General features: G+C 39.1%; 9 protein-coding genes. All 9 read right to left on the reverse strand.

What is annotated here, in order from left to right:
• Positions 1–28: 28 nt before the first annotated feature.
• Positions 29–655 carry an RdgB/HAM1 family non-canonical purine NTP pyrophosphatase gene (gene rdgB / locus GGG_RS0116935; RefSeq protein WP_010117001.1) on the reverse strand — a complete coding sequence of 209 codons (627 nt, stop codon included), beginning with the start codon at positions 653–655 and terminating at the stop codon, positions 29–31.
• A gap of 132 nt (positions 656–787) precedes the next feature.
• Entirely contained in the window at positions 788–1384 is a 597-nt protein-coding gene (locus tag GGG_RS0116940) for a tetratricopeptide repeat protein (RefSeq protein WP_010117003.1), read from the reverse strand.
• Positions 1381–1974: a methionine biosynthesis protein MetW gene (metW, locus tag GGG_RS0116945; protein ID WP_010117007.1), complete on the reverse strand. Its 594-nt coding sequence runs from the start codon at positions 1972–1974 to the stop codon at positions 1381–1383. The genes GGG_RS0116940 and metW overlap by 4 nt, the downstream gene beginning before the upstream one ends.
• Positions 1974–3134 (reverse strand): homoserine O-acetyltransferase, encoded by a 1161-nt coding sequence (locus tag GGG_RS0116950; RefSeq protein WP_010117008.1) that lies wholly within the window; start codon positions 3132–3134, stop codon positions 1974–1976. Before GGG_RS0116950 ends, metW begins: the two co-directional genes overlap by 1 nt.
• Positions 3135–3357: 223 nt before the next feature.
• On the reverse strand, positions 3358–5055 hold the full coding sequence (gene leuA / locus GGG_RS0116955; RefSeq protein ID WP_010117010.1) for a 2-isopropylmalate synthase: 1698 nt from the start codon (positions 5053–5055) through the stop codon (positions 3358–3360).
• A gap of 269 nt (positions 5056–5324) precedes the next feature.
• Positions 5325–6437: an alpha-hydroxy acid oxidase gene (locus GGG_RS0116960; protein ID WP_029574662.1), complete on the reverse strand. Its 1113-nt coding sequence runs from the start codon at positions 6435–6437 to the stop codon at positions 5325–5327.
• A 5-nt stretch (positions 6438–6442) separates the two neighbouring features.
• Positions 6443–7126, reverse strand: coding sequence for a Fe2+-dependent dioxygenase (locus GGG_RS0116965; protein ID WP_010117013.1), 684 nt, complete (start codon positions 7124–7126; stop codon positions 6443–6445).
• Between the two features lie 84 nt (positions 7127–7210).
• Positions 7211–9538 (reverse strand): catecholate siderophore receptor Fiu, encoded by a 2328-nt coding sequence (locus GGG_RS0116970; protein ID WP_010117015.1) that lies wholly within the window; start codon positions 9536–9538, stop codon positions 7211–7213.
• A gap of 595 nt (positions 9539–10133) precedes the next feature.
• Positions 10134–12419 carry a TonB-dependent siderophore receptor gene (locus GGG_RS0116975; protein ID WP_029574663.1) on the reverse strand — a complete coding sequence of 762 codons (2286 nt, stop codon included), beginning with the start codon at positions 12417–12419 and terminating at the stop codon, positions 10134–10136.
• Between the last annotated feature and the right edge of the window lie 183 nt (positions 12420–12602).

The raw sequence follows: 12602 nt of genomic DNA on the forward strand, positions 1-12602 counted from the left end.
CCTACAAGGCATAGGTATCTACAAGGTTTTACTTTTCCAAACTTGCTTTAAACAATTGCATTGCTTGACCACGATGGCTAATTTTATTCTTTTCTTCTTTGCTCATTTCAGCACTAGAAATACCCAGTTCAGGTAACCAGAACAGCGGGTCATAACCAAAACCATTTTCACCACGGGCTTGTTCTAAAATTTCACCTTGCCAAATCCCTTGGAAAATTTGTGGAAGTGGATCGTCTGCATGTTGAACCAATGCCAAAACACAAACAAACATGCCTTCAATTGTTACGCCATCTTGACGATAAGCTTTTAAATTTTCTAATAGTTTTACATTATTCGCAGCATCATCACCATGTTCACCTGCATAGCGAGCTGAATAGATTCCAGGTGCGCCACCTAATATCGGTACACAAATACCTGAGTCATCTGCAATTGCAGGTTTTCCTGAAATACGGCTTGCATGACGAGCTTTGATAATGGCATTTTCAATAAAGCTTAAACCATCTTCAATCGCATCTTCGATATTGAGTTTTCCTTGTGGAATCACATCTACAGGTAGGTTTAACTCGGCAAACATTTTCTCAAATTCAGCAATTTTACCTTTGTTATTACTTGCGAGTACCAGTGTTCCTTGGGATAACCAATCTTTTGATGACATTTCAATTGCTCTGATTTTGAATAATAGTGGGTATTTTAGCTGATTCTATTAATAAATTAAAAATAGTGTTATTTGAGTGTTTTAAAATCAATAAAAAAGCACCCGAAGGTGCTTTCATGCTCAAAATTCAGCTTATTGCGCTTGAATCCATTGGTCTGCACGTTGTGTTGCAGTACGAATTTGATCTTGAGTTAAGTTTGCAGCCAAAGCAGTTTTCTTGCTTTGAGACATGCTGATCACTTTATTATCAAGCATACCATCACGGGTTGAAAGCTCATACCATTGGTAAGCACCCATATAGTTTTTCTTTTGCTCTTCCATCACCGCTAAGTTAAAGCTTGCACGATTGTCGCCGTGACTTGCTGCTTTTTCAAAGTATTGGCGTGCAGCAGTTTCACTCTTAGAAACGCCTAGACCATCGGCATACATACGACCAACATTGAGTTGAGCTGCCGAAATACCTTGATCAGCCGCAGCTTTATACCAAGCAAAAGCTTGTTTCATATCTTTAGAAACGCCACCTGTCCCCGCTTGGAGATGGGTTGCGAGATAAAATTGTGCTGCTGCTTGCCCAGATCTAGCTGCTTTTTGCAAATCTGCAACATTCATGTGTGAATATTGTGCAACCAATTGAGAGGTTGATTGTTGTTGCTGTGGAACATAATCCGCATGGGCTTGAATGCTTAACAGCCCAAAAAATAATGTACTACCTAATAATACTTTTTTCATAGAGCGCTCACTCGATAAATAGCGACTTCGCCGAACAAATTCGGTACAGCTTTACTTAAAAAGCTGCCTTGTTGGTTCCCATTTACGGCGAGTCGATCGATAATTTGAATCTGATTTTCTGCACACAGTGCTTCAAAATCACGAAAGGTGCATAAGTGGATATTGGGCGTATTGTACCACATATACGGTAATGCATCAGAAACGGGCATCATCCCTTTAAGTGCAAGGAAAGAACGTGTCTTCCAATATGCAAAATTAGGAAATGTAATGATCGCTTGTTTCCCCACACGCACCATATCGCGTAATAACACATCTGGTGCATCTACAGCTTGCAAAGCTTGTGCCATAACCACGTAGTCAAATGACTGGTCAGCAAAGCGTCCCAAACCGAGATTTAAGTCTTGTTGAATAATATTTAACCCTTTGCTTACAGCAATTGCAATCTTTTCTTGATCAATTTCTAAGCCATAAGCGTGAATTTGTTGCTTTTTGCCCATTTGTGCCAGTAATTCACCGTCACCACAACCTAAATCGAGAACACTTGCTCCAGCACTAATCCATTTTTCGGCAAGTTGTTGGTCTATACGCATTACAATGCCTCCTTAGGTGTTGTTGCAAGATGTTCAGGACCACCTAAAAATGCACGTAAGGTTTTTACATACAGTGGAATAGGGAACAAGAAAGAATCATGTCCTTGTTCTGCATCAATATCGAGGTAAGTTACAGGTTTATGATTGCTGATGAGTGAATCTACAATTTCTTGTGAACGCTGTGGGGTGAAACGCCAATCTGTAGTAAAGGACACCACTAAGAACCGACATTGGGTATTGGCCATGGCTTTTTTCAGTGACAATTCATATTCACGAGATGGATCAAAATAATCCAAAGCTTTAGTCATAATTAAATAAGTATTAGCATCAAAGTTACGGCTAAATTGTTCACCTTGATAACGCAAATAGCTTTCGACTTGGAATTCAACATCGAAACCATACATAAATTTGCCTGATTTTAAGTCACGACCAAACTTCTGTTTCATGGCTTCTTCAGATAGGTAGGTAATATGTCCGACCATACGTGCCAAAATTAATCCACGTTTTGGGTAGCTGTCATGTTCTAAATAACGACCATTGTGAAAGTCTGGATCAGATAAAATAGACTGGCGTGCTACTTCGTTAAAGGCAATATTTTGTGCGGAAAGTTTTGGTGCACTGGCAATAATGACGCAATTTTTTAAACGATTAGGATAATCTACAGACCACTGTAAAGCTTGCATTCCACCTAATGATCCTCCAATCACTGAATACCAAGTATCAATACCTAAACGGTCAGAAAGCATGGTCTGCGTTTTTACCCAGTCACGCACGGTAACTAAAGGGAAGTCTGGGCCATAAGGGCGATTTTCATTTTCAGGATTAGGTGACGTTGGGCCAGTTGAACCATTACAACCACCAATGTTATTTAAAGCAACAACAAAAAATTTCGAGGTATCAATCGCTTTATTCGGGCCAATACAAGCATCCCACCAGCCTGCTTTTTTATCATCTTCATGATGATAACCTGCAGCGTGATGATGACCTGAAAGCGCATGGCATATCAGAATCGCATTGGATTTATCGGCATTGAGTTCACCATAGGTTTCGACCATGATTTCAAAACGTGGCAAAACACGACCACATTCTAGCTCTAAAGGCTCTTCAAATTGGAACTTTTGCGGGGTGACTAGACCCACCGAGTCAGCTGGAAAAGACACAGAAATAATTCGCCTTAATATTTTAGGAAGTAGAGTAAATTACTGATGTTACGTACATCTACGTCATCATTCTTGCTAATAAATTAATGGTATGAAAGTAATTACACAATAGGGATTAAGTATTTAAGTTTACTTTCAAGGCTAAGCTTTAACGAAAGAAAGGATACCACCTAGGGCATCCTTTCTAAAGTCATTTAATTGATATTGCTTATATAGATATGGCTTATACGGCTGCTGCGATCACTTGCTCAGTGCTGAGTACACCTTGTTCAATCAAACGGTTGGTTGCAGCAATAATCGCTTCAATGGATGAGGTGACAATATTGTCATGTACGCCTGCGCCAAATGCAGATTTACCTGTGCCTTGTACTTGAAGCTCAATTAAAGCTAAAGCTTTGGCATGTGCGCCAGAACTAATACTGCGTTCTTCATAGTTCACAACGTCAATTGGTAATTGAAGTGCGTTCAAGATTGCAGAAATAGGACCATTGCCTTCACCACGTAAATGCTGCACTTCACCATTTACAACCACATCAAGTTCAATGATTTGATTACCATTGTCATCTGACAATCTGTAATTTTTAGCAGAATAATGTGCATCTTTTATTTCAACATAGGTGTCTTGGAATAAAGTCCAAATTTGTTGAGCTGAAACTTCAACACCTTCGTCATCCGCAACTTGTTGAACGATTTGTGAGAATTCAATTTGTAAACGACGTGGTAATACCACGTTGTAGTTGGATTCTAACAAGTAAGCAATACCACCTTTACCAGACTGTGAATTGACACGAATCACAGCATCATAATCACGACCTAAATCTTTAGGGTCGATTGGCAAGTAAGGCATATCCCAAATTTCTTCATTCTTTTGGTATTCAAAGCCTTTTTTAATCGCATCTTGGTGAGAACCAGAGAATGCTGTAAAGACCAAATCACCTGCATATGGGTGACGAGGGTGTACAGGTAAACCTGTGCATTCTTCAATTGTTGCAATGATTTCATTGATATTTGAGAAATCTAATTCACATGCCACACCTTGGGTATACATGTTCAAGGCAATTGCTGCAACGTCCACATTACCTGTACGTTCACCATTGCCAAAGACACAACCTTCGACACGGTCAGCACCCGCCATGATTGCCAATTCAGATGCTGCAATACCGCAACCACGGTCGTTATGGCAGTGCACAGAAATAATCACACCATCACGACGTTGTAAATTACGATGCATCCATTCAATTTGGTCTGCATAAACGTGAGGGCCAGAAACTTCAACCGTTGCAGGTAAGTTTAAAATCACTTTATTTTCAGGAGAAGCTTCCCAAATTTCAGTGACAGCATCACAAACATCTTTTGCAACTTCTAATTCAGTTGCAGTAAAACATTCTGGACTGTATTGGAAAATAAAATCAGTTTCAGGCTGTTGTGCAGCATATTCTTTGACTTTGGTTGCCGCATTGATTGCCAATTGTTTTGCACCAGCCACATCAACATTCAACACTTTTTGACGGAATGTCGGTGAGTTTGCATTGTAAATATGCACGATGGCACGTTTTGCACCTTGCAAAGACTCAAAAGTACGAGCAATCAAATGATCACGTGCTTGTACTAAAACTTCAATATAAACATCTTCTGGAATATGACCTTCTTCAATCAATTTACGTGTGAAGTCAAAGTCAACTTGTGATGCAGAAGGGAAGCCAATTTCAATATGTTTAAAGCCAATTTTCACCAACATTTGGAACATTTTAAATTTCTGTTCAATGTTCATTGGTTCGAAAATCGCTTGGTTACCATCACGGAGGTCGGTGCTCATCCAAATCGGCGCTTTATTGATTTCGTTGTTTGGCCATTGACGGTCAGGCAAGTCCACACGTTGGTACATGCGACGATATTTTTTACTTGGATCAGCCAACATCATGAGGTAACTCCTTGTGTAGTTGTCGTTGCTCGTATCTTGGGTAAAGGCAACTTACTACTCTATAGATTGTGTCTATTCACGCAATTTACAAGTGTTTTCGGAGTATATTCGCCTAAAGTGGCATAAAATTATGGATGGTCATAACATCACATAAAGTCAGACTCTGACTGCTTGTAAACGGTTTAACTTAAGATTAATTGTAAAACAGATGCTTCGGGAATAATTTTCTTAATTTGCGCTATTTAATCGGTTTAAGAGAAAAATTTTCTTTAAAATAGCGAATCTTGAAAAATGTATTCTTGATTAATCTCATTTACGGTAGCAGTTCCCATTAAAGCCATAGTAATCTCAAATTCTTCCTTTAAGATTTTAATGACATGAGCAACACCTAAAGCACCCGCAACCGCTAGTCCATACATCGCTGGACGACCAATCAATACAGCAGAAGCACCCAGTGCTAAAGCTTTGAATACATCAGTTCCACGACGTACTCCACCATCCAATAATAAAGGAAAATCACTCGGGACAACGACTTTAATTTTTTCTAAGGCTTTGAGTGGTGATATAGCTGTATCTAAAACACGCCCACCATGATTGGAAATGATTAAACCTTTTACACCAATGTTGACTGCCTTTTTAGCATCCAAAGGATGCAACACACCTTTTAGAATAATAGGCAAATTTGTATTGGCAATAACAAATTCGATATCTGCCCATTTGGGTGCAATTTGCATAAGTCCATTAAAAACAGGATGTTGATCTTCTGTTATTTCAGGCAAAGGAATGTGGGTAGGGGTATGCGGATGCTGCATACCTTCAGGCAGTTGGAAAAAAACACGACGCTCACGATCTCGAATACCTGTATGCGGTGAATCCACAGTAATCACAATGGCTTTAAAGTTTTGTTGTTCAGCCAGTTTTACCAAGGCCAATGACTTTTCACGATCACCTTGCCAATAGAGTTGAAACCATTTGTATGGATTTTCTGGTTTTAGATGACGAAGATCTGTATTGGTAAAGGTACTTAAAACAAAATTACTTCCCAGTACTTCTGCTGCGAGGGCTGTCGCAGCTTCACCATCGCTATGAAAGAGTTGTTGATGTCCAATCGGTGCTAAAAAGATCGGATGTGGAAATTTTTGTCCTAAAATCTCACATTCAGTATTGCCTTGAGTCAGATCATTTAACAAACGTGGAATAAGTTGGATATTTTTAAATTGTTGCAGATTATCTCGGACACTATGTTCATCCATAGCGCCACCTTGGAGGTAATGCCATGTATTTGCAGACAAATGCTTTTCTGCTTGCTGTTGATAATCCGTAATGGTTTGTAAATAGTCTGGAATTTGCGTCAATGGCGCTAGAATTTCTTTCGAATTCATTTGGCTCATAGGTCGCCCCATTGTCTTAATAAATTATGATAATGACTGGTTAGATTGACCGTTTCTTCTGAATCGCCATATTTTTGACGAAGTTGCATAATGGTCATATCAAGATTGAACAACATACTGCGTTGCCAATCATCTTTCACCATACTTTGAATCCAAGTAAATGCAGCGATCCGTTTGCCTGATGTAACAGGTTCAACACGATGCAGACTGGTCGCAGGGTAGAGTATGGCATCGCCTGCATTGAGTTTGACTTCATGTGTACCATAGTGATCTTCGACAACCAATTCACCACCTTCATATTCTTCAGGCTCAGACAGAAATACTGTGATAGATACATCTGTACGAATGGGCTGCCCTGTTTCTGATGAATACTGCACAGCATTATCGACATGGTTGCCGTAATTTCCTGAATTTTGATAACAGTTCAGCATTGGCATTAAACAGTGTCGTGGCAATGCTGCCGATTGAAACATCGCTTGCTGTTTCAGTGCTGTGAGGATAAATGGTGAAATTTGCTGATAAATTTCTGAATGGACATCGATTTGCAGGTTATTTTTTATAGACTGGGCTTGTGAACCCGCACTTTTTTTGCCATCGATCCATGCTGTTGAATGGTCAAGTCTGTGACGAATATCGAGCACTTGTTGTTTGCTTAAAACGTCAGGGATATGCAACATCATGTTTATGGTTTCCTATGATTTAAAAGGAAAAATCGTGCATTCCCAAGAATACACGATATTAAAACGAGCGTCCTGTGCAATTTATCAGAACTTATAATTAAATGATAATGCTGCTGAACGTGGTTGACCTAAAACAAGGCGAGAACCACCATTGTTCAACGTGCTGATGTATTCTTTATCTGCAAGATTATAGACATGTAGGCTTGCTGATGCTTGTTTATTAAATGTATAACCTGCCATGGCATCAAATACGACATAGCTTGGAATTGCAGGCATGTTCGTTGTTGCTGTTGAACCAGGCGTGATAGCACGTTTTTGTTCATCGACATAGCGTGCCCCCACACCTGCTTTAAATCCTGCAACGCTATAGGTTGTCCATAAAGTTGCAGTCCAGTCTGGCGACCAACGAACAGCATTATTTTCAGTCCATACTTTTGTTGTTGCATTATAGGTTTGCTGATTTTCTTGCTCAGTGTCCATAAAAGCAACACCAGCTGAGACATTCCACGCACGTGTAATTTGACCAACAGCACCAAGTTCCACGCCCTTAACCGTCATTTTCCCTTCAGGCACATATTCTAAGCTAATCGGGTCTTGCGTAATCTGATTTTCATTTTCGGTATGATAAGCTGCTGCTGTGAGAATGATTTTGTCATCATTCAAGGTCCATTTAGTACCCACCTCATAATGGTTGGTCTTTTGAGGTTTTGCTGTAGGGTCATTGGCAAAGTTATTTGCAGAACTTGCACTATTATTTAAAACAAATGCTGTGCCGGGTGGTGTTAATGATTTTGCATAAGATGCATAAATACTACTTGCATGGGTTGGTTTAAATACGCTACCTAATTTCCAACTGACTAAAGTACCATTGGTCCCTAAATCACTTGGTGTTTTCGTGACAGCCAACGTTTTTGCATCGGTTGCTACAGTCAGCCCATCGTATTCAGTATCATAATAATCGACACGAACTCCGCCATTTAATTGAAAGCGTTCACCAAACTTCAAAGTATCAAATAAGTAGGCAGCAGCAGTATCAGTTTTACCTTTGGAATATGCACCTGTATTGACTAGGTCGGGTAATTTTGTAAATGGATTAGGTTTATATAAGCTTGCTGGTGGTATTACAGGTGCAGCTTGTCCTGGAGTTTGAACATTCAACGTATTATTAGACTGTTCTTCTCTTAATAATTCTAGACCTGCCACGATGTCGTGCTCAACTGAACCTGTTTTAAGATTCAAATTCAATGCAGTCTGATTGGTTAAGATTTTATTGGTTTGATCTACACCTTGACGAGTACGAACCACAGACCATGAGTTTGGATCTTTCGGTGTATTCAGATTACTGATAACCAGTGCATTGACCCCAGTTAATACACGATCCATATCGGTTTGACCCAGACGGGTAATATTGGTCAGTTTAATATTTTCAGCAAAATCACTCTCAACTTTCGCCGTGACCATATTGGCATCGATATCTTCATAGTCGTTTACACTGCCATAAAAATTTTCGTGGTCGACAGGTTTGGCTGCATTGACAGCGGTATTGATCAGATCACGTTGTGCCTGTGTCAAATTGGTGTCGGTATTATGATAATAAAAGCCTTTCATCCCAATGGTCGGAATACCACCATCTGGAACATTACGTTGACGAATGTGTTGTGAATATAAATAAAAACGTGTGTCACTATCTAAACCAAATGCAATAGAGGGTGCAACAGCCCAACCATTCTGTTCAACATAATCACGGCCGTCTACACCACCTTGCTGTCCCATGACATTTAGGCGTACAGCGACGCTGTCATTAATCGCTTGATTAATATCCGCAGTTAAACGTCCATGTTCTGCTGTTTTGTAGGTTGCTGATACTTCACGGCTGTTTTCTGCATAAGGGAGTTTACTCACAAGGTTAATATAACCACCCGCGCCACCACGTCCAGCTTCAGCCCCAGATGGACCTTTCACAACTTCAATTTGTTCAAGATTATAGACATCGCGACTAACCGCGCCAATGTCACGGATACCGTCAACATAAATTGAATTTTTAGTATCGAAGCCACGCATTTGGAAAGCATCACCTGCACTGGTATTACCATTTTCACCCAGTTGTAGCGTAATTCCAGGGGTGTTGCGAAGTGCATCTACAAGAGAAGTCGCACCTTGTTCTTTTAAGATTTCTTTTTTGATCACCGAGATGGTTTGTGGAGTATCTACCAATGGCTGAGTGTATTTTACAGAATTAACTCGCTCAGCTTTATAAGCATTTTCTGCTTCAGCTTTTGCTTGAACAGAAATCACAGGCAATTTTGCCAAATCATTTTCCTGTTGAGCAGCATGTGCCATCAACGGGAATGATGCTGCTAGAGCAACAAGCTGAGTTGTTCTGTTATGTTTACGGCTTTTAATTTGCGCCATTGCAAGGTACCCCAATTTATAAATGAAAAACTCTTTTGGACTGCACGGCATCGCTTCTGTCAAATAATGAATATGCAGTAAAAGTGGAGATATTGTTAAGGCCTGTAACAATTGATGCGAATTTTAGTGATAATTATTATCATTAACAATGACTATTAGGGTTGTTTATACATAAATAACGATGGAAAAAATGCTTAATTTCGATATCTTAATTCAGTAAAACAATTACAGAATGTAAAAATAGCGTGAAACTTTTTGTTAAAAATCAATGTTTTTTAATCGATGGTAAATTTTAATGTCTAAAAAACTTCAGTCATAAATTTAGCTTTTTATTGCATAGAATCATGATGTGCAAATGGAACAGTTATTGAGGTGAATTAAGTCGTCAAAAATCAGAAATAAAGGAGATAAAACAGTAGGGGCTGTTCTAGATAGACTGCGTTGATTTTATTTGTTCACGCACATAATTAGAATAATGAATTTGCTATTCAATATTTGCCAATATTTGCCAATTTTTGCAATTAAAAAAGGAGCCTTTAGGGATAAAGACTCCTTTTTCTTTAAGCACTATCTGTCAAAACAGGAGTACTCGATCTTAGTATTTAAAGTTAACAGAAAGTACTGCGCTACGACCTTCAGCTTCTGTTGCATAGTGTGATGAGTATGCTTTGGTGAAATAACGTTTGTCAGAAAGGTTGTTTACATTGAGTTGTAAATCAACGCTTTTGTTTACGTTATAACGAGCCATTGCATCGTAACGTACATAACCTGGAACAAATTTAGTATTTGCTGCATTTCCATAGACCTTATCCATAGCAATTGCACCAGCGCCTAAAGTGAGTGCAGGTAATACTTGGTATGTTGTCCAAAGTGTTGCACTATTTTTTGCAACGTTTTGAACTTGCTTACCGTCATTTAATCCAGTACCGTCATCCACTAACTCACTGTCTAAATAAGTATAGCCAGCAGATAATGCCCATTTTTCAGTGATATTACCGTTTACACCTAATTCAAAGCCATCAACACGTGTTTCACCGATATTTTTAGTTGTACCATCATCAGCTGTTGCACGAGTATTGGTTTTTTCAGTACGGAAAATGGCAGCAGTTAAGTTTAACTTGTCATTCAAAACATCCCATTTCGTACCAAGTTCCATTGTACGAACTTCTTCAGGTTTTAAGTTTTTGATTGCAGCTGTAATACCTTCAGAACCATCACCACCATCGACACCGACTGGATTTGATGAGGTTGCATAACTTGCGTAAATTGAACCATTTTCTACAGGTTTGTAGACTAAACCTGCTTGATAATTTATGAAGTCGGAATCATTTTTAATCGCTACTTGATCACCAGCTTTTGCTGTTGGTGGAGTTGTACTACTTCCAAGCACTGCACTATTTCGAGCACCATAAGTCATTGTTTGTTCTGCAGAATAATCATCCCATCGAACGCCCAAATCTAAAATCCATTGTGGATGAAGCTCAATGCTGTCTAAGAAATAAACAGAAGTGTTTTTATTTTCAATTTTATAGCGATCTGCACCTTCTGTGCTGATTGTGCCAGTCCATTGTCCACGATTAGGATTTTGTACAGAAGTACACCAGCCCGAAGCAATAGCAGCTGCATTACATGAGCTATTGGCAGCACCGGTAGAGGTTAAGCCATCAATAATATATTGTGTACGATCAGTTTCTTGGTCTGAATACTCAGCGCCTAAGTTAAAACTGTGCTTTAAGCGACCAGTATTAAATTTTCCTTTCAAAGCAAGTTGATCTGTAAATGCATCAGTATCAGCAACACGTGAGTTTGCACGAGCCCAAACATTTCCAGTTAAATCACCTGCAGCATTATAAAAGTTACCTTTTGAATCATCAGGATTTGTCCAAAGGTAATCATTTTTAGACTTATTATAAACAGCGGTATTGCTAATGGTTAAATCATCAGTCAGATCATGTTCTAACTTGATTGTTCCTGATTGGTTTTCTTGCTTTTGGAAATCGCGATCTTTCCAACCATAGTACATACCTTGTTTAACATCGATAGGCTTACCATTACCATTTAAGCCTACTTTAGGACTTGTAGCTGAAAATGGGTTGTTATATGGAACACCAGAATCAGGTGTATCATCTGTTTTGAGGTAGTAGTAGCTTAAAGTTGCACGAGTATCGCTCTCTAAGCCAAAAGTAATGCTTGGTGCAATACCTGCGCGCGCATATTCAGTACCATCTTTTTGGCCAGCTTTGTCATTGTGGTGTCCCATGACTGCAACACGTGCTGCAATACCATTACCAAAATCTTTGTTACCGTCTAAAGTAATACGTTGGTAATCATCTGTTCCACCTGCAACAGAACCTTCTAAAAAGTCACCTTTTTTTGCAACTTTAGAAATCATGTTGATACTACCACCAGTAGTGCCAGCACCACCCATAGCTGATGCAGAACCTTTGGTAATTTCAACTTGCTCTACAGCAAACATTTCACGGTTTTGTGATGTTGAATTACGTACGCCGTCTACAAACATTGAACTTTCAGAGTTATAACCACGGATAAATGGGCGGTCACCATTTGGGTTACCACCTTCACCAGCACCAAGTGTAATCCCCGGAACAGTACGAAGTGCATCTGAAAGTGTTGTAACTTGTGTATCTTCAATGAGTTGTTTTGAAATTACAGATACAGACTTAGGTGTATCTAAAAGAGGAGCTACAAATTTGGTATTTGCAGATTGGTCTACTTTTAAGCTTTGTTCGCTTGTCGCTTGAGCTTTGATTGTTGGCAACTGTGCAATTTCTTCTTGTGCGATCGCTGTAGTAGCGATGACTGATAAAGAAGAGGCGATTGCTGTAGTCACTAGTTTTTTACGCGATTTGATAAAAGACATATTGGAACTCACAAAGAGTAATGCAAATTTGTATGCGAATAATAATGATTCTTGTTTTTCATACCAATTCTTATTCATTGGTATTAACGATTGTAGATTTAAAATAAGCTGTAAAAATAAATGAAATAGTGTAACGATATGTTTGTAAATGCATGATTTTTTTGTAATAATAAAAACACTAAT

Origin of the sequence: Acinetobacter sp. P8-3-8 (assembly GCF_000214135.1) — a bacterium.
GTDB lineage: Bacteria > Pseudomonadota > Gammaproteobacteria > Pseudomonadales > Moraxellaceae > Acinetobacter.